The sequence below is a fragment of the Polynucleobacter rarus genome, assembly GCF_003072505.1.
Taxonomy (GTDB): domain Bacteria; phylum Pseudomonadota; class Gammaproteobacteria; order Burkholderiales; family Burkholderiaceae; genus Polynucleobacter; species Polynucleobacter rarus.
Genome location: NZ_NTGB01000001.1, coordinates 1,090,209 through 1,107,013 on the forward strand (window position 1 = coordinate 1,090,209; position 16,805 = coordinate 1,107,013).

The window sequence follows — 16,805 nt, forward strand, 5'->3', positions numbered from 1 at the left end:
GCTGTTTGTGTTTAAATAAAGACTTAAGAATTAAGGTCAATACCTTGATAGAATACTTTAAAACTTTACAAAATGCCATGAATCTACAAGCACAGTCTTACCCAGGAATTTTCATTACTTTTGAAGGCATCGACGGTGCTGGTAAAAGTACGCACATCAATCACTTTGCTAGAAAATTGCAAGAAAAATATCCTAACAAGAAGATCATTTTAACTCGTGAACCTGGCGGAACAGATCTAGGTGAAAAACTGCGTACTGAGTTATTGAATCAACCAATGCATCCTGAAACAGAAGTACTTTTGATGTTTGCCGCAAGGAGGGAACACCTTGCTCAAGTTATCGAGCCTGCTTTAATGAGTGGAGACATTGTGATTTCAGACCGATTTACCGATTCTTCATTTGCTTATCAATGTGGTGGTCGTGGAATTTCAGTTACTCAATTAAACACTCTTGAAAACTGGGTCCAAGGACGAACGATCAACGGTCAGGCTTACGAAATACAACCTAATAAAACTTTTTTGTTTGATTTATCAGTTGAAATTGCTCAAAAAAGAAGGGAACAAACAAGAACTCCAGATAAGTTTGAGCAATTGGATACCAACTTTTTTAATCTAGTTCGTAATGAATATTTACGTAGAGCAGAAGTTTTTCAAAATCGGATAAAAATTATTGATGCAAGTTTAAGTATTGATGACATTCAAAAAATCATGGATTTAGAAGTTGGACTTCTATGACTGCGGTGCTTGCTAGTAAAAAAGGGGAGCAAACTTACGAGCAGGGCTTAGATTTATATCCCTGGTTTGAAGAGTTTTATCAAAATTTTGTCGATACGGGTGTACCGAACTCACTACTAATTTATGGTGAAAAAGATATTGGTAAATTAAACTTTGCTCTTTATCTCGCCAATTACCTTCTTTGTGAAAATAAAAAAAATGGTAATCCCTGTTTTGAATGCCAAGCCTGTAAATGGTATTCCATGGCCAATCATCCAGATTTCTTTCCTATCCTTCCGGAAGATTCATATGATTTGTTGCCATTTACGGTCAATCCAGAAAATATTGTCAGCAGCTCGTCTGAGGATAAAAAACAAAGTAAATACATCCGCATAGATCAAGTTCGAGATATTTTATCGGTCAATGAGTTAAGCTCATACCGCGGTGGAATGCGGGTTATCCTGATTTACCCGGTAGAGGCAATGAGAATAGAAGCTGCTAATTGTTTACTTAAGTCTTTAGAAGAGCCTGCGCCAAATGTTTTTTACATATTAGTAAGTCATCGTTTAGAAAGCATCCTACCCACGATCCGTTCGCGTTGTCGCTTGTTAGCTCTGCCTAAGCCATCACAAGATGCATCGATTGATTGGATGGCCAAACACAGTCAACTTTCTAATCAATCGCGTGTTCAATTGGAAGCAAAATTTCTTGAGATGGAAAGGTCTCCTTTAAAGGTTCTTCAGGCCTTAGAGGGAAAGACTTTCAATAGCTCTCAAATGTTGGATGAACTTAGCAATCCGAGTGGAATCGATCATACGAAGTGTGTTGAGCTTTTAAGTAACGCCGAATTAGCGGATATCTTAAGATGCTTACAAAAGTGGTGTATTGATCTCTACATGGTTTATTCGGGAATTTTACCTAGGTATTTTCCAAGTAGGGTAGATGTGTTGCGCCAAAAGGCTAACAATATCGACATTATTGGGTTAAATCAATTTTTAAAAATTCTGATTCAGGAGTTAAAATTATCTTCCCATCCCTTGTTTCCAAAAGTACAGTTAGAGTCTGTTTTATCAAAATATGCTCAACTTTTTAAAAGTTAAATAAACTTTAAGTCCATCTTATGTTCATTGATTCACATTGCCACTTAGATTTTCCCGATTTTGAGAACCGCCTTCCTGAGGTTTTAGAAACGATGGAAAAACAATTGGTAACTAAAGCACTTTGTATTAGTGTCGATATTCCCGACTTTCCTAAGGTTCTTGCCTTAGCAAAACAATATTCCCATTTGTATGCCACGGTTGGTGTTCATCCTGACTATGAGGATACTCCGGAACCCACTTTAGATTGGTTATTAGAGGAGGCTAAAGAGTCCAAGGTTATCGGTATTGGAGAAACTGGCCTGGATTATTACAGAATGGCACACAAACCCTATGAAGAGCTCGAATGGCAAAGAGAGCGCTTTCGAGTCCATATTGAAGCCTCTAAAATCACCCAGAAACCTTTAATTATTCATACTAGAGAAGCCTCTGCTGACACGATTTCGATTTTAAGAGAATCCGGACAAGGGCAGGTCAATGGTGTGATGCATTGTTTTACTGAAAGTATCGAAGTGGCTAAACAGGCTTTAGATTTGGGATTTTATATCTCTTTTTCAGGTATCGTTACGTTCAAAAATGCCCTGCAAATCAAAGAGACTTGCAAATACGTGCCATTTGACAGAATGTTAATCGAAACAGACTCACCCTATTTAGCTCCAGTCCCTTACCGTGGAAAAACGAATGAACCTGGTTATGTAAGTTACGTTGCTAGTTATATTGCAAGCCTAAAAGACAGTAATGTAGAAGAGGTGGGAAGGGTAACGAGTAATAATTTCTATCAATTATTTAACGTTTCACCCTAATGCAGATTCGACTTTTATCCCTTTCTTTAATATCTGTATTGAATATCATTTCAACGCCTGCTTATTCATTTCAAGAATATGACTTTAAAGTGTTAAATGCTTCAAATAAAGATCAATTTGTGATTAAAGAAATTGATCGTTTTTATAAAGCTATTGAACTAGATGATATTGAAGAAATTAAAAAAATAGAATATAAACAATATCTTATAAACAATACTAAAAGTAAATACGGTAATTCAGCACTTGTTTATGCTATTCAAGAAAACTCTCAAAAAGTGTCGTATTACCTTTCTCAAAGCATTGATTTCAATATCAATAATGAAAATAATTTTGGAGAAAATCCTTTGATGATGGCAGCTTTCATGGGGAATACCAAACTCGTGAAGTATTTATTAGAAAATCGCAAGGCAACGGTCAATAAAGATGGTTGGAGTCCAATTCATTATGCGGCCATTCGTGGTGATCTTGAAATCATGAATAGTTTAATTAATGCAGGTGCAAATATCGATGCATTGTCACCGAACGAATCAACACCTTTAATGTATGCGGCACGTTATGGGCACATTCGGGTTGTAAAGTTACTTTTAGATAAAGGAGCAGATTTATCTGCCGTTAATAAACAAGACTTAACACCCATAGACTTTGCAAAGATGTATAACCAGAGTGAAATAGCCAGGGGTTTAGAATCTCGCTGGTTTAAGTTGTATAAAGTGCCATACGAGCCTTTGGTGGATAATTTGCCACAGCCTTAATTATTGATATAAATAATTGTGCGTATAATATTTATTATGTTAAACAAGATATGTTATTAGGAATTATCTAGATGAAAATGCTACATACGATGTTAAGAGTAAAGAATTTAGAAGAATCCATCACCTTCTATACCAAGGTGTTAGGCATGAATCTTCTTAGAACTACGGACCGTCCAAGTCAAAAATATAGTTTGGCATTCTTAGGATTCGAAAAAGGGAATCAATCTGGACAAGCTGAGATTGAATTGACTTATAACTACGGCGTTGATCAGTATGAACATGGCGGTTACTATGGACATATAGCCCTTGGGGTTGAGGATGTCTATAAAACCTGTGAGACGATTAAACAGCATGGCGGCAAAGTGACGCGTGAAGCTGGACCTGTGGCAGGTGGAAATACTCTGATTGCTTTTGTACAGGATCCTGATGGTTACAAAATTGAACTCATCCAGCTAGGAACTCATGGATCGGACACGAATTCATGAGTATTCAATTAAAAGATAATACGGTTGATTCTCCCTGCATTGGTATCTGCTCTACTCTATTTGATGACGTCTGCAAAGGTTGTGGACGTACGATCTTAGAGGTTTCAACTTGGGTGGCGATGGACGCTGAAGAGAAGAGAAAAGTTTGGGAAAGAATTACGAACGAAGGTACGGCGATGCGGTTTAAGGACTCTATCTAATTAGAGTAGAGAATAGAGGAAAAAATAAAGTGAATCCCCAAGTATCAACTTGGGGATTTTTTAAACTTTTGCAGCTTCTTTTGTACTTAAATAATCTTCATAACTGCCTGAAAAATCAGAGATTTGTCCATCCATACCAACCTCTAATATACGATTAGCTAGTCCAGATACAAATTCACGATCGTGAGATACAAAGATCAAGGTTCCAGTAAATTTCTCAAGAGAAATCTGTAAGCTTTCAATCGATTCCATATCCATATGGTTGGTCGGCTCGTCTAATGCTAGTACGTTGTGTTTGCCAAGCATCAACTTACCCCAAATCATTCTGCCCTTTTCTCCTCCAGATAAAACTTTGACAGACTTAGTAATATCTGGTCCGGAGAACAGTAAACGACCCAAGGTACTACGAATAATTTGATCATCGTCACCTGCTTTTGCCCACTCTCCCATCCAATCAGATAAATTAGTATCCTTCGGGAAACATTCACTCGTATCTTGCGGCATTACCCCAACGTTGGCATGTTCAGCCCATTTGACCTTACCGTGATCAACTGGAACACCATTAAAACGTTCATTCAGAATACTATTGAGTAAAGTCGTTTTACCAGCACCGTTTTGACCAATAATAGCGACCCGCTCACCTGGTTGGATGGTCAGATTGAACTGTTTAAAGATGGGGCGATCATAGGTTTTAGTGATGTCGGCACATTCGACAGCAATATTGTGTAAAACCTTTTCAACTTCAAAACGAATGTAAGGATTTTGACGTGAAGACGGCTTAATATCGGCCACCTCAATTTTCTCCATTTGCTTTTGACGTGAAGTTGCTTGTCTAGCTTTTGACTTGTTAGCCGAGAATCGACGAACAAAGTCTTGTAATTCAGCAATCTTGTCTTTGGCTTTGGCATTGTCGGACATTTGTTGGGCTCGAGCTTGTGCAGATGCCAACATGTAATCATCGTAATTACCTGGATAGACGCGTAAGGTGCCGAAGTCCATATCGGCCATATGGGTGCAAACAGAGTTCAAGAAGTGACGATCATGGGAAATAATCACCATGGTGCAATTTCTTTCGTTGAGGACGTCCTCTAACCAATTAATCGTATGAATATCCAAGTTATTGGTAGGCTCGTCTAAGAGCAAAACATCTGGATCAGAGAAGAGTGCTTGAGCCAACAAGACACGGAGCTTCCAACCCGGTGAAATAGCGCTCATGGGTCCTTGATGTTGATCAATCGAGATCCCAACACCTAGTAACAACTCCCCTGCTTTTGCTTCTGCCGTATAACCACCATACTCAGCAAACTTTGCCTCAAGTTCAGCCGCGTGCATATAGTCATCTTCAGTCGCTTCTAAATTTGCGTAAATTGCATCGCGCTCTTGTGCGGCTTGCCACATTTCATTGTGACCCATCATGACCACATCCAAAACCCGCATGTCCTCGTAAGCAAATTGGTCCTGTCTTAACTTACCCAAACGAATATTAGGTTCCAACATGACATGACCAGAACTAGGTTCAAGCTCACCACCCAAAATCTTCATAAAAGTTGACTTACCGCAACCATTAGCGCCGATTAAGCCATAACGGTTTCCGTTACCAAATTTAACGGTAATATTTTCAAAAAGCGGCTTGGCGCCGAACTGCATGGTAATGTTTGATGTTGATAGCACGTGAAATACCCGTATGAACGAAATGATGAAGCAAAATACAGCTTCAGAGAAGCAATATTTTACCGTTTTTTCATCAAAGAATCAAAGCTTAACTCGCTTTGGTGAGGCGAAATCCATCTGAGTTCAGCGTTAAATCAACATCACTTCCGACTTCAATCGTCACTTTTTTGGGAGTGTGTCCAAAAGGTAAACCTGTCAGAATCAAGGTTTTATGGCCACGGGTTTTTAATTCATTTTGAATATTAGCCAGCGCCATATTCAAGTCGTAGCCCTGATCTAAATCAGTTAAACGATAATCAGAAAAATCACCGCAGATTACCGCTTGTTGAGAACTTAAAACACCAGCATCTAATAATTGCCAAAGCATTCTCTCTATACGGTAAGGATGTTCATTTACATCTTCCAAGAAAAGAATCCCCTGCTCAATCTGCTTCGGAAAATAAGGGGTTCCAATGAAGTTTTGAACGAGTGAAAGATTCCCGCCCCAAATCATGGCATTATTTATTTGATGGGGTTGATCGACCAACTCTTGATAACCTAAAACCTCAATATCAAATGAATGATTGATTACCGCTTCGATAAAGTGACGATAAGTAAAGTCACTGGATTGGATATCTGAACGTGCAAAATCAAAATTTATCATTGGACCGGCAAAACTGCTAGTGTTGGTTATTCCTAATAAACCCAAGTGAAGAGCCGTAATGTCACTATGTCCCACAATTCTTAAACCCTTTTCTACTGCTCGGCCGAGTTTTTGCCAATCAATAAGATGCATGATTTGATTAAGCCCAAATCCACCCCTGGTGGCTAACGCAATCATAGGGCCATATTGATCCACTTTGTCTGCAAGCGAATTAATTTCGTCTGCTCGCTCTTGGGCTGATCCAGCAAAACGTTGAAATTGTCTAGAAAAGATTTCTGTATTTAGAACCTTAAAACCTTGTTGCTCTAAAAATGTCACACCCTTTTGCGTATCTGATGGATTCATTAATCGACCAGAAGGTGCGAAACAATAAACTGTCTTAGGTATTTCTAAATTCTCTGTCTGTGGATGGGTAATTGGTGACATAGGCTAAAGATATTTTAGGTATTTGCGCGTTTATTTCTAAAAAAGGTTTTTAACAGATGGGCGCAATCGTCACCCAAAATACCACCTTGAACGTCTGTATGGTGATTCAGTTTGGTTTCCTCAAATACATTTAAAACCGATCCTGCTACACCAGTTTTAGGATCGAAAGCGCCAAAAAATACCCTTGAAATTCTGGCATTCATGATTGCTCCTGCGCACATCAGACAAGGCTCTAAAGTAACGTATAAGTCCAAATCTGGCAATCGATAATTAGAAAGTTTTTTTCCTGCAATTCGTAAAGCATTCATTTCAGCATGCGAAGAGGGATCTGAATCAAGGATAGGCTGATTGTGAGCCTGAGCAATTAATTCATTTTGATAAACAATCACAGCTCCAACTGGAATTTCATTTTTATTAGCAGCAAGCTCGGCCTGCTCCATTGCCAAGCGCATCCAATGCTCATGAGAAGTAGCAATATCAATCTTCAATCACATCTGCCCAACAGTTTGGAGTTTCGTACAACCTTAAACGCTGCAGTTTGATTTTGCCGTCAAATTGACTATTTAAGATGGGCGCTAATAATTCAAATGCATACTTTGCAAGGTTTTCAGCGGTAGGGATATGATCAATCAGGGTTGTTTTGTGTCCTGGGATAGTCTTTAGAAAATCCACCATTACAGTATCCGACTTTGCAACAAAAAAAGAATGATCCCATGGCTCGATGATGGTCTCTTGCATAATTCGTTTGATATCACCAAAATCCATGATCATGCCTTCATTTGAGGAGCCAGTAACCTCAGAGAGTTCGCCTTTTAAGGTCACTTCAATTTGATAACGGTGTCCATGTAAATGGCGACATTGACCCAGATGATTGGGGATTCGGTGGCCGGCGTCAAACTCTAAATGACGTGTGATTTCAAAAAATTTCATGCAATCTTTCAAAGATTAAGGCAAATTGATATATTTGTGTTGCTGAATACTCAAACGCCACTTTGGACGCTCTTTACAAAGTGAGATTGCAAATTGCAAATGGAGATCACGATGAGGACCGTCCATTGGCTGAATAAAGAAATTTTTAAAATTCATGTTCTCAAAACGCTTTAATCGTTGCAAAATCGCTTTCTTATCAATTTCTCCGTTGAATTGAGGAACAACGTACTTAATCTCATCGGCTACAAGGCAGACAAGTTCAGTACCATCTTTAGGACTGACGCATAGCCAATCAATGCCATTGGGTGGTTTAATGGTTCCATTCGTTTCCACACCAATTTCAAAAGACTTTTGGTGAAGAGCCGAAATTAAATCTGGGTCTAGCTGAAGAAGTGGTTCACCACCGGTAAAAACCACATAACGATGGGATTCTGAGGGATTCATCGTGAGCCACTCTTTTTCGATGGTGTCTGCTAGTTCAGAAGCTGTGGGATATTTACCACCTAAAAGTCCATCGGTACCAACAAAGTCAGTATCACAGAAGCGACATTGGGCAGTCGCACGATCTTCCTCACGTCCAGACCACAAATTACATCCTGTAAAACGACAAAATACTGCTACCCTACCAGCGTGACTACCTTCGCCTTGCAAGGTAGAAAAAATTTCTTTAATTGTATACATTCCGCCATTTTATCAAGTTCGGTCAAAATTAAGAAATAATTAAGAATTTTTAATAATCCTTAAGATTGAATACAATCTAATCATGACTAAAATCCAAAGTTCAATACCTGCTGAATTTCAATCCCATGAGTTGTTACCTGAGTCAGAAAAATTTCTGACTATGCTTGGTCCATGGTATTTCAAACAAGTAGAACATGCCAATGGCTTCTCAGAGAGAGTCTTTGGTGTGCCAATTGAAGATAAACATACCAATATATGGGGTTCAGCTCATGGCGGAATGCTTATTTCTATGGCCGATTCTGCTTTAGGTTATAACTTAGCCCGTTGTGCTAACCCGCCACAGAATCTTGTCACCGTTCATTTAGATGCAGATTTTGTTGCTAGCCCAAAACCTGGGGATTGGGTTCATTCTGAATTTATTCTCACCAAAGCGGGGTCAAGAATAAGTTTTGCCCAATGTAACTTATGGGTGGGTACACGCTTGATTCTAAAAACAAATGGTGTCTTCACTGCTTTGAAAAATTTAAGAGATGTGGGTAAATCTTGAAAGTACATGTCCTCACTACGAAAGCAGAAATTAATCCAACTCTTCTTCAGGATAAGATCGTCGTTGTGCTCGACATCCTTTTTGCCACAAGCTCAATCGTAACGGCTTTTGCACATCAATGTTTATCTGTTGTCCCAGTTCGCAATGTTAATGAGGCATTACAACTCAAAGACCAAGCCGAATTTCAAAATCACCTTTATTCAGGGGAAATTAACGCTGATACCCTTGAGGGTTTTATTCAACCGACACCAATTGCATTATGTAATGCCCAGATTGAGAATCGCAATTTAGTGTATTGCACTACTAATGGCACAGTGGCTTTAAATGATAGTAAGCTGGCAAAGAAGGTTTATGTAGGTAGTTTATTGAATACTCAAGCTATTGTAGAAAGACTTATTTCCACGCACTCTGAGCAAACCATCTTAATTGTCTGCGCCGGATCTAATAATCGCTTTAATTTGGAGGATTTTTATGGTGCCGGAGCTTTTGTTGAGGCTTTAATGCAATCATCAATCGGCCCAGAAATTCACTTCACAGATAGTGCGATTGCAGCCAAGCAAGTCTATGTAAGTGGTGATGCGGTCGATATTTTATCGAATGCACGAGTAGGGAAAATGATGATTGAGCGTGCCTGGGATCATGAAACCCATTTTGTAGCAAGGCATAATCTATACAATATTATTCCAGAGCTACATTCCGATGGAGTGATTAGAATTTAACTTAACAACTAATTAATTATTAACTATGACAAAAAAATACTTTGGAATTGAAATTCCTTTTATCGAAAAAATGGGCTTTGAAGCCGAAAAAATCTCAGAGGATTTGGTTGAAGTGACGATCAATATTGAACCTTGGCAAACCAATTCATTTGGTGTTTCTCACGGTGGCGTGATGATGACATTACTTGATTTCACAATGGCGATGGCGGCTAAAGTAAAAATGAATCATGATGGTGCTGCCATGACGATCGATATGTCAACCAGCTTTATGAAAGCTGCCAAAGGAAAAGTCAAAGCCCACGGTACAGTATTAAAGTCTGGTAAAGCAATCCAATTTTGTGAAGCTACAGCTTACGATGAGTCTGGAGATATCCTAGCCAAATCAATGGGAACTTTTCGTTTAATCGAAGCCAAGCCCCTTTAAAATTTTGCGATGACGACTTCTAGTAATCCCAGCACCCCTTTTACTTTCAAGCAAAAGCAATTGCTTGATTGGATGATTCAGCATGTAGAAGGAATAAGCGAAGTTACATCACTAGAAGTTAAACAGTTCGAAGGTGGTCAGTCTAATCCCACTTTTTTACTTACTGTTGGATCAAGAAAAATTGTCTTACGCAAAAAACCCGAAGGTGATTTATTGCCTAGTGCGCACGCAATTGATCGGGAGTTTAAAGTGATTAAGGCACTTGATAATGTTAGCTTTCCCGTTGCAAAACCCTTAGCTTACTGCACTGATACCGAGGTAATTGGTGCTGAGTTTTATTTAATGGATTTTGTGGAAGGTCGTATTTTTTGGGATCCTCGCTTGCCTGGTTTAAATCCGTCGGAAAGATCCGCCATTTTCAATGAAATGAATAACACTATAGCTAAATTGCATGCTTTAGATACCGATGTAATTGGTTTAAGTGATTATGGTAGAGCTGGTGGTTATATTCCTCGTCAAATTGCACGGTGGACTAAGCAATATCAATCTTCAGCCACTGAAGTCATTCCCGCGATGGATCAATTGATTGAATGGTTGCCAAAGAATATTCCTAGCTATGACGATACCCGCCTAGTTCATGGCGATTTCCGTTTAGATAATATGATCTTTCATCCAACTGAGCCAAAAGTTCTAGCTTTACTCGATTGGGAACTATCTACATTAGGTCACCCTATTTCGGATTTTGCCTATCATATGATGACTTGGCGTTTTGCGCCTGATTTATTCCGTGGTCTGGCCGGTAGTTCATTTGAAGAACTCGGTATCCCAATTGAGTCAGAGTATTTAGAACAATACTTGGCTAAAACAGGTCAGCAGATTGAAAATAGTAAAGATTGGGAGTTTTACATTATTTTTAATATGTTTAGAATGGCGGCTATTTTGCAAGGCGTTCTTTTTAGGGCATTACAAGGAAATGCTGCTAGTGAAAAAGCACTGGAAGCAGGCAGCAAAGCTAAACCGATTGCGATTCTTGCTTGGGAACAAGTTTTGTCCTTACCCAAATAAATATCTAAAGCAAGACAAGCTATTCGTGATACACCACAATTAAAAAACTTGCGACTAGCGCAGGTTTTTCTTGTCCTTCTATCTCCATAGTCACCTGCCATTCAATCTGAGCACCATTACTGACATCGGTGACTTGGATTGTTTTAAAAATGGCCCGTAATTTACTCCCAACTAATACTGGAGAAGTAAATCGAACTTTATTGAGACCGTAGTTCACTGTTAACTTAGAGTGCTCAAAGAATAAGCAGGAATACATAAAATGTGGAATGAGGGATAGCGTTAAAAATCCATGTGCAATCGTCTTTTCGAAGGGGGACTCCTTAGCTGCTCTTACTGGATCAGTATGAATCCACTGTAGATCGTCGGTAGCCTTGGCAAATTGATTGATTCGGTCCTGATCAATCAATAACCAATCGCTCACTCCAACTTCCCTACCAATTGACTCTTTCAACTCTAAAAGGTCTTTGAAGCGAGTTGTCAGCATCCAATTGCTCCTTTAAGTAATAGCTTGATTTTGAAGGACTTCTAATTCATTTTCTGTAAAACCTGCGAGCAGCCTTGCTGGAAGATTAAACGGTCCTTTTAAAGTAGGTGCTTTATATTGCAAACAGAGTTCTTTAAAAACATCAATCGGATCTAACTTACGTTCTGCACATAAGTAATTAAACCACCGATTCCCTATTTCAACGTGGCCAATTTCATCAGTGAGGATAATTTCTAAAATCTTCACCATCTCAACATCTTTTACTTGAATAAAGCGATCTTTCACAATCGGGACCGCATCCAGCCCACGAGCTTCCATTGTTCTAGGAACAAGTGCCATTCTCGCTAAAACATCATCTTTAGTTTTTTCAACCATTTCCCATAAACTATTATGAGCTGGGAAATCTCCATATTGATATCCTAGTGAATGTAAATGATTGTTTAGTAATGAAAAATGAAACGACTCCTCTTTCGCCACCATTAACCAGTCTTGATAATACAAATCTGGCATATCAGGAAAACGCCAAATGGCGTCCAAAGCTAAGTTAATCGCATTAAATTCAATATGGGCTAAAGCATGAATCGCAATTGCCCGACCTTCCACGGTATGCATCGCCCTCCTTTTTACAGCTAATGGAGGAACAAGATCAGGTTTTTCAGGTTTACCTGGAACTGTCAAATGGGACGCATCATAAACTTGATTAGTATTCAGAAAAGGATGTATTCTGAAATCATCAAATAATTGAAATACTGCGCCAATTTTCTCAGCTGGCGAGCTGAGAGCAAGATGATTTAATGCTAATTGGCGAAGACATATTTCCATATTGCAAGGTTATCAGAATTGAGAGTGATAAAACTTTATCACTTAGATTGTAAAAGCAATTTAAAATGGTTTAGTTAATAGTTATTTCTGAAAATACCTATTCAATCAGGAGACAGCCATGAACCATCTAAGAAAAATTTTGCATACATTGCTAAGTCTACAAGCAATTGCTTTTATTGCTTTTAGTTTTAACAGTTCTGCTCAAAATTATCCAACGAAACCTGTAAAAATAATCGTTCCATTCGCTGCGGGTGGTCCAGCAGATAACTATGCTCGTTTTATGGCACAGCGTCTCCAAGACGAATTAAAGCAATCCTTTATTGTGGAAGACCGACCTGGGGCAGGTTCTATTATTGGCACTGACTTCGTGGCGAAGTCTCCGAATGATGGCTATACCCTACTCATGATGTCAAATACCCAAACTGTTAATGAGTCATTGATCCCCAACAAGCCTTTTAACTTAATGAGAGATTTTGTTGGCGTTGCACCGATTAACTTTTCTGATTTGATCTTAGTCGTCAATCCTAGCGTTCCTGTGAAAACCGTACCTGAATTAATCGCATTAGCTAAATCAAAGCCTGGTAAATTAAACTTTGCTTCTTCTGGTAATGGCACTCCCTATCATATGGCGGGCGAGTTATTCAACGCTCTGGCTGGTATCAACATCACGCATATTCCTTATAAAGGAAGTTCTGGAGCTAGAACAGATGTGATTGGTGGTCAAGTCGATATGATGTTTGATGCGGTAACGACGATGAACGAGTTTGTCAAAGAAAATAAAGTGAGAGCCTTGGCAACCTCTGGAAAAACCAGATCCAATATTACGCCGAATATACCGACCGTTGCTGAAGATGGTGTGCCAAAATTTGAAACGACGATTTGGTTGGGGATTATGGCTCCAAAGGGAACTCCTGTAGAAATCGTGAACATCCTCAATGCTGCAATTCGGAAAATCATTTCCTCACAAGAAGTTCGTGATGCATGGGCTAAGCAAGGTGCTGCACCCCTATTGATGTCCCCTGCTGAATTTAATAAATATTTAGAAGCTGATATTCAAAAATGGGCTGCAATTGTAAAGTCAGCGCAAATTAAACCTGATTAATTCATTATCAAAGGATCTACACGTGGAATTAGTAATACTGAGTGGCGGCGCTGCTGCTGGAGTTGTAAGAGGAATACAAGCAGACTTTGAAAAAAGCTTTTCCTGCTCAATCAATGCGACATTTAATGCCGTTGGTCAAATGCGTAATCAACTTCTCGCTGGTGATGCATGTGATTTGATCATCTTAACTAAACAATTAATTGATCAACTCATTACATCAGGTCATGTTATCGCTGGTTCACAACAGTCCTTAGGCTTAGTTAAAACTGGCGTAGCAATTAAATCAGGTGGTGTTGCTCCAGCTATTTCAACACGTGCGGAATTATTAGAAACCTTCTTATCAGCCAAAGGAATTTACTTCCCAGATCCTGAAAAGGCAACGGCTGGTATTCATGTAATGAGTGTATTAAAAGCGCTTGGCCTCGATAAAACCCATAGCGATAAATTTAGAACTTATCCGAACGGGGCTGTCGCAATGGCAGCGATGGCGGCATGTGACGAAGATAATCTGGTTGGAAGTACTCAAGTAACCGAAATTAACATCACGCCGGGTTGCGAACTAATTGGATTGTTGCCTCCAGAGTTCGAACTTGCTACTGATTACACGCTGGGTATTTGTACCAATGCAAAAAACCCTGAATTAGCTAAACAACTTGCTGATATTCTGACCGGTGCGGGTTCTGCAGAAGTCAGAAAAAGAATTGGTTTCGAGTTTTAATACCAGCCCAATCATTTTGATCAACAGAGATCTCCATTCTTGGTGATTTCTGTTTTTTATTCTCTACTGATAGAAGTATCAAAAACTTTATCTCATTTAAACACCGTTTCACCTTTGATCATTTCACTATTTTCATCGGTGTAAAATATTTTTTTTTCTAAAAGACCATAAAATGCTTCCTCCAATTGAACAACGTCTTGCCACCGAATTAGCTGTGCGCCCTGCTCAAGTAATTGCAACAATTGAACTCTTAAATGAGGGAGCAACTGTGCCCTTTATTGCAAGATACCGTAAAGAAGTTACTGGAGGTTTAGACGATACGCAATTACGTTTACTACTAGAAAGATTAACTTATTTGCGAGAGTTAGAAGATCGCCGTGTGACCGTGATCAATAGCATTCAAGAACAAGGCAAGTTAACAGATGAATTAAAAGATCAAGTTGAGAATGCGTTAACTAAACAAGATCTTGAAGATATTTATTTACCTTATAAGCAAAAACGTAGAACAAAAGCGCAAATTGCTAAAGAAGCAGGCATAGAGCCTCTTGCAACAGATTTATTGTCCAATCCGAGCCTAACTCCCGAAGAAGCTGCACTGAACTATATTCGTGAGGATTTAGGTTTTGGTGATGTTAAAGCGGTACTAGATGGCGCACGTCAAATCCTCATGGAGCGCTTTGCCGAGGATGCAAAATTAATCGGTCAACTACGCCAATTTTATAAAGATCAATGTTTAATTCGGTCTGAGTTAGTGAAAGAAAAAGAAGTCGAAGGTGCTAAATACCAAGATTGGTTTGATTTTTCTGAGTCCTATTCACAAATTCCCTCGCATCGCTCGCTAGCACTTCTTCGTGGTAGAAATGAGGGATTTTTAAAGGTTGGCTTAGTGCTTCCGTTTGAACTTGATGAGCTCCGTAAACAAGAAGCGAATCCGTGTGAGCAAATGATTGCCAGACAATTCGGGATTCGAGCACAAGGATTACCTGCTGATAAATGGCTAGCAGATACTGTTCGTTGGACCTGGAAGGTCAAAGTTTCTATCCATTTAGAACTTGATTTGATGGGTGAATTAAAAGAGCGTGCTGAAGAAGAAGCGATCCGAATTTTTGGCCAAAACTTAAAAGATCTACTACTTGCAGCACCTGCTGGTCAGCATATAACCATGGGGATTGACCCAGGCATTAGGACCGGTTGCAAAATTGCTATCGTCGATGCTACTGGAAAGTTACTTGATACATCCACCATTTACCCACATGAACCCAGAAAAGATTGGGACGGCTCGATTCACACCATTCATCAACTTTGCGCGAAGCATGATGTAACCTTGATTGCCATTGGTAACGGAACCGCTAGTCGTGAGACCGATAAGTTGGTGCTGGATACAATCAAAACACACCCTTCCTTAAAGTTAAGTAAGATTGTTGTTTCAGAAGCTGGTGCTTCGGTCTACTCCGCATCAGAACTTGCAGCCAAAGAATTCCCTAATTTAGACGTTTCCATCCGGGGTGCTGTATCAATTGCTAGACGACTCCAAGATCCCTTAGCTGAACTAGTAAAAATTGATCCTAAATCGATTGGTGTGGGCCAATATCAACATGACGTTTCACAAACTAAACTGGCTAAAAACTTAGAGGCAGTTGTTGAGGATTGTGTAAATGCGGTAGGGGTTGATGTGAATACTGCTTCAATTCCTTTACTAGCAAGAGTATCGGGCTTAAACAACTCACTAGCCTCGAGTATTGTGCAATATCGGGATCAGAATGGTGCTTTCAAAAGTAGAAGTGATTTGCATCAAGTCCCACGTTTAGGCAATAAAACCTTTGAACAAGCGGCTGGTTTTTTAAGAATTCCGAACGGAGTTGATCCTTTAGATGCCTCCTCTGTCCACCCAGAATCCTACCCTTTGGTTGAAAACATTATTCGTCATATCAATCGTCCCTTATCTGAAATTTTGGGTAAAGCGAGCGAAATAAAAGCTTTATCCCCAGAATTGTTTGTCACTGAGCAATGGGGTTTACCGACTGTATTGGATGTCTTAGCTGAATTAGAAAAACCAGGCAGAGATCCTCGTCCCGAATTTAAAACTGCGCAGTTTGATGACTCTGTCCAAGAAATGAAGGATCTCAAAGTCGATATGATTTTAGAAGGCGTCGTCACCAATGTCGCAGCCTTTGGCGCCTTTGTAGATATCGGTGTTCATCAAGATGGTCTCGTGCACGTATCCGCTTTATCCAATAGTTTTGTCAAAGATCCTCACACCGTTGTTAAAGCAGGACAAATTGTCAAAGTCAAAGTGATTGAAGTCGATATTGCACGGAAAAGAATTGCTTTAACAATGCGCTTAGCAGACAGCTCTGCTCAATTCAAAAATAATCAGGTTGGTTCTAATAATCAATCTAACCAGAATGGTAATTACAAAAAAGATTTAAAAAATCCCAAAATTATGCCTTCGTCACAACAACAAAGCGCGATGGCCAGTGCCTTTGCAAAATTAAAAAGTAAGTAATTTCCAAAGTACGGAAT

Annotated in this window: 20 protein-coding genes; 13 read left to right on the forward strand and 7 right to left on the reverse strand. The window is 39.3% G+C overall.

From position 1 onward, the window contains the following. Positions 1-77: 77 nt before the first annotated feature. From tmk to AOC35_RS05120, 6 genes are all read left to right on the forward strand, one after another. The gene (gene tmk, locus AOC35_RS05095) at positions 78-734 is read left to right on the forward strand and encodes a dTMP kinase (protein WP_108648728.1); all 657 of its coding nucleotides are present in this window, start codon (positions 78-80) and stop codon (positions 732-734) included. Then, positions 731-1,813 (forward strand): hypothetical protein, encoded by a 1,083-nt coding sequence (locus tag AOC35_RS05100; protein WP_108646065.1) that lies wholly within the window; start codon positions 731-733, stop codon positions 1,811-1,813. Before tmk ends, AOC35_RS05100 begins: the two co-directional genes overlap by 4 nt. 20 nt (positions 1,814-1,833) lie before the next feature. After that, positions 1,834-2,613 (forward strand): TatD family hydrolase, encoded by a 780-nt coding sequence (locus AOC35_RS05105; RefSeq protein WP_108646066.1) that lies wholly within the window; start codon positions 1,834-1,836, stop codon positions 2,611-2,613. A gap of 38 nt (positions 2,614-2,651) precedes the next feature. Continuing rightward, positions 2,652-3,365 (forward strand): ankyrin repeat domain-containing protein, encoded by a 714-nt coding sequence (locus AOC35_RS05110; RefSeq protein WP_159077486.1) that lies wholly within the window; start codon positions 2,652-2,654, stop codon positions 3,363-3,365. A 71-nt stretch (positions 3,366-3,436) separates the two neighbouring features. Further along, positions 3,437-3,850, forward strand: a complete 414-nt coding sequence (gene gloA, locus AOC35_RS05115; RefSeq protein WP_108646068.1) for a lactoylglutathione lyase — start codon at positions 3,437-3,439, stop codon at positions 3,848-3,850. Further along, on the forward strand, positions 3,847-4,050 hold the full coding sequence (locus AOC35_RS05120) for a DUF1289 domain-containing protein (RefSeq protein ID WP_108646069.1): 204 nt from the start codon (positions 3,847-3,849) through the stop codon (positions 4,048-4,050). The genes gloA and AOC35_RS05120 overlap by 4 nt, the downstream gene beginning before the upstream one ends. A gap of 60 nt (positions 4,051-4,110) precedes the next feature. Here the strand turns inward: AOC35_RS05120 and AOC35_RS05125 are convergent, their stop codons facing one another. From AOC35_RS05125 to queE, 5 genes are all read right to left on the reverse strand, one after another. After that, positions 4,111-5,721 (reverse strand): ABC-F family ATPase, encoded by a 1,611-nt coding sequence (locus AOC35_RS05125; protein ID WP_108646070.1) that lies wholly within the window; start codon positions 5,719-5,721, stop codon positions 4,111-4,113. Between the two features lie 88 nt (positions 5,722-5,809). Next, a complete protein-coding gene (locus AOC35_RS05130; protein WP_108646071.1) occupies positions 5,810-6,790 on the reverse strand; it encodes an LD-carboxypeptidase in 981 nt (326 codons plus the stop codon). Positions 6,791-6,804: 14 nt separating this feature from the next. Next, the gene (gene tadA, locus AOC35_RS05135; protein WP_245898434.1) at positions 6,805-7,278 is read right to left on the reverse strand and encodes a tRNA adenosine(34) deaminase TadA; all 474 of its coding nucleotides are present in this window, start codon (positions 7,276-7,278) and stop codon (positions 6,805-6,807) included. Further along, positions 7,268-7,720, reverse strand: a complete 453-nt coding sequence (queD, locus tag AOC35_RS05140) for a 6-carboxytetrahydropterin synthase QueD (protein WP_108646072.1) — start codon at positions 7,718-7,720, stop codon at positions 7,268-7,270. The genes tadA and queD overlap by 11 nt, the downstream gene beginning before the upstream one ends. A 15-nt stretch (positions 7,721-7,735) precedes the next feature. After that, positions 7,736-8,401: a 7-carboxy-7-deazaguanine synthase gene (gene queE / locus AOC35_RS05145; RefSeq protein WP_108646073.1), complete on the reverse strand. Its 666-nt coding sequence runs from the start codon at positions 8,399-8,401 to the stop codon at positions 7,736-7,738. Between the two features lie 82 nt (positions 8,402-8,483). Between queE and AOC35_RS05150 the strand changes: the two genes are divergently transcribed. The 4 genes from AOC35_RS05150 to AOC35_RS05165 are packed head-to-tail and all read left to right on the forward strand — an operon-like array spanning position 8,484 to position 11,156. Beyond that, positions 8,484-8,948 carry a PaaI family thioesterase gene (locus tag AOC35_RS05150; protein ID WP_108646074.1) on the forward strand — a complete coding sequence of 155 codons (465 nt, stop codon included), beginning with the start codon at positions 8,484-8,486 and terminating at the stop codon, positions 8,946-8,948. Continuing rightward, a complete protein-coding gene (locus AOC35_RS05155) occupies positions 8,945-9,667 on the forward strand; it encodes a 2-phosphosulfolactate phosphatase (protein WP_159077487.1) in 723 nt (240 codons plus the stop codon). The genes AOC35_RS05150 and AOC35_RS05155 overlap by 4 nt, the downstream gene beginning before the upstream one ends. Before the next feature lie 25 nt (positions 9,668-9,692). After that, positions 9,693-10,091, forward strand: coding sequence for a PaaI family thioesterase (locus AOC35_RS05160; RefSeq protein ID WP_108646076.1), 399 nt, complete (start codon positions 9,693-9,695; stop codon positions 10,089-10,091). A 9-nt stretch (positions 10,092-10,100) separates the two neighbouring features. After that, on the forward strand, positions 10,101-11,156 hold the full coding sequence (locus AOC35_RS05165) for a phosphotransferase (RefSeq protein WP_108646077.1): 1,056 nt from the start codon (positions 10,101-10,103) through the stop codon (positions 11,154-11,156). A 19-nt stretch (positions 11,157-11,175) separates the two neighbouring features. On the opposite strand, the gene AOC35_RS05170 is transcribed toward AOC35_RS05165, so the two are convergent. Continuing rightward, positions 11,176-11,640, reverse strand: a complete 465-nt coding sequence (locus AOC35_RS05170) for a MaoC family dehydratase (protein ID WP_108646078.1) — start codon at positions 11,638-11,640, stop codon at positions 11,176-11,178. A 12-nt stretch (positions 11,641-11,652) separates the two neighbouring features. Then, positions 11,653-12,462 (reverse strand): ferritin-like domain-containing protein, encoded by an 810-nt coding sequence (locus tag AOC35_RS05175; RefSeq protein WP_108646079.1) that lies wholly within the window; start codon positions 12,460-12,462, stop codon positions 11,653-11,655. 118 nt (positions 12,463-12,580) lie between these two features. Here AOC35_RS05175 and AOC35_RS05180 point away from each other — a divergent pair, with 118 nt between their 5' ends. From AOC35_RS05180 to AOC35_RS05190, 3 genes are all read left to right on the forward strand, one after another. Then, a complete protein-coding gene (locus tag AOC35_RS05180; protein ID WP_108646080.1) occupies positions 12,581-13,564 on the forward strand; it encodes a tripartite tricarboxylate transporter substrate binding protein in 984 nt (327 codons plus the stop codon). A 22-nt stretch (positions 13,565-13,586) separates the two neighbouring features. Further along, positions 13,587-14,282, forward strand: a complete 696-nt coding sequence (locus AOC35_RS05185) for a molybdate ABC transporter substrate-binding protein (protein ID WP_108646081.1) — start codon at positions 13,587-13,589, stop codon at positions 14,280-14,282. A 172-nt stretch (positions 14,283-14,454) separates the two neighbouring features. Then, positions 14,455-16,788 (forward strand): Tex family protein, encoded by a 2,334-nt coding sequence (locus tag AOC35_RS05190; RefSeq protein ID WP_108646082.1) that lies wholly within the window; start codon positions 14,455-14,457, stop codon positions 16,786-16,788. The last annotated feature ends 17 nt before the right edge of the window (positions 16,789-16,805 follow it).

Excerpts from the sequence above, each read along its gene's own strand:
- AOC35_RS05160 (WP_108646076.1), top strand. The coding sequence starts at position 9,693 with ATGACAAAAAAATACTTTGGAATTGAAATTCCTTTTATCGAAAAAATG.
- AOC35_RS05175 (WP_108646079.1), bottom strand. The coding sequence starts at position 12,462 with ATGGAAATATGTCTTCGCCAATTAGCATTAAATCATCTTGCTCTCAGC.
- tmk (WP_108648728.1), top strand. The coding sequence starts at position 78 with ATGAATCTACAAGCACAGTCTTACCCAGGAATTTTCATTACTTTTGAA.
- AOC35_RS05120 (WP_108646069.1), top strand. The coding sequence starts at position 3,847 with ATGAGTATTCAATTAAAAGATAATACGGTTGATTCTCCCTGCATTGGT.
- AOC35_RS05150 (WP_108646074.1), top strand. The coding sequence starts at position 8,484 with ATGACTAAAATCCAAAGTTCAATACCTGCTGAATTTCAATCCCATGAG.
- AOC35_RS05190 (WP_108646082.1), top strand. The coding sequence starts at position 14,455 with ATGCTTCCTCCAATTGAACAACGTCTTGCCACCGAATTAGCTGTGCGC.
- AOC35_RS05180 (WP_108646080.1), top strand. The coding sequence starts at position 12,581 with ATGAACCATCTAAGAAAAATTTTGCATACATTGCTAAGTCTACAAGCA.
- AOC35_RS05130 (WP_108646071.1), bottom strand. The coding sequence starts at position 6,790 with ATGTCACCAATTACCCATCCACAGACAGAGAATTTAGAAATACCTAAG.
- queD (WP_108646072.1), bottom strand. The coding sequence starts at position 7,720 with ATGAAATTTTTTGAAATCACACGTCATTTAGAGTTTGACGCCGGCCAC.
- AOC35_RS05100 (WP_108646065.1), top strand. The coding sequence starts at position 731 with ATGACTGCGGTGCTTGCTAGTAAAAAAGGGGAGCAAACTTACGAGCAG.
- AOC35_RS05105 (WP_108646066.1), top strand. The coding sequence starts at position 1,834 with ATGTTCATTGATTCACATTGCCACTTAGATTTTCCCGATTTTGAGAAC.
- queE (WP_108646073.1), bottom strand. The coding sequence starts at position 8,401 with ATGTATACAATTAAAGAAATTTTTTCTACCTTGCAAGGCGAAGGTAGT.
- gloA (WP_108646068.1), top strand. The coding sequence starts at position 3,437 with ATGAAAATGCTACATACGATGTTAAGAGTAAAGAATTTAGAAGAATCC.
- AOC35_RS05165 (WP_108646077.1), top strand. The coding sequence starts at position 10,101 with ATGACGACTTCTAGTAATCCCAGCACCCCTTTTACTTTCAAGCAAAAG.
- AOC35_RS05170 (WP_108646078.1), bottom strand. The coding sequence starts at position 11,640 with ATGCTGACAACTCGCTTCAAAGACCTTTTAGAGTTGAAAGAGTCAATT.